We start from the raw sequence: 555 nt of genomic DNA, 5'->3' as shown, positions 1-555 counted from the left end.
TGACCTTGACGTTGAGCGTCAGGGTGCGCAGCGTGCCGGTGAAGCCGTCTTTGTCTGCGGTGAAGGTGCCGATGTTGGCCATGATGTTTTCTCCGTTCGGTTGAACAAGGTTCGCGCCCATCGCGTCCTTGTTGTGATCCAGTCGGCGGGGGACGGGCTGGCTGCACCGCTTGCGGTCGCAACGCAGTGGAGAGCCGGGAGGCGAAAAGAATTTATCCCGCGAGGAATCTGCGCAGCAGAGGGGAAATTGTTTTCGCTGGACGGTTGCAGCCATGAAGCCCGAGGCGCAGCCGCGCCCCCGCCAGGATTCACAACAACACAAGGACGCCTTGGGCCGAACCGCTCCGAAAGGGGATGGGGCCGACTCGGCATCCCCGCACGAAGGCTGCACAGGCCCGCCCACTGACGCAGGCCAGGTCAACCACCCGACGACAAGCGAGAACGCCCCTGCCGCACCTTGGGGCGCTGGTCTTGAGGCGTGGTGTGGAAGCTCCATAGCGATGCCGGGCGGGATATTCGTGAACCGTCCTTCGTGACGTGATGGGCAAGAACCGC

1 protein-coding gene is annotated in these 555 nt (G+C 63.4%); it reads right to left on the bottom strand.

All coding sequences use genetic code 11. The features are described 5' to 3' along the window. Nucleotides 1-82, bottom strand: an 82-nt coding sequence (locus BGO22_RS14365; protein WP_134620392.1) for a DUF736 family protein, incomplete at its 3' end; no start/stop codon positions are given. Nucleotides 83-555: the final 473 nt, after the last annotated feature.

It is taken from the genome of Hydrogenophaga sp. 70-12 (assembly GCF_001897365.1).
Taxonomy (GTDB): domain Bacteria; phylum Pseudomonadota; class Gammaproteobacteria; order Burkholderiales; family Burkholderiaceae_C; genus Hydrogenophaga; species Hydrogenophaga borbori.
This window is presented reverse-complemented; position numbering and strand designations above follow the sequence as displayed.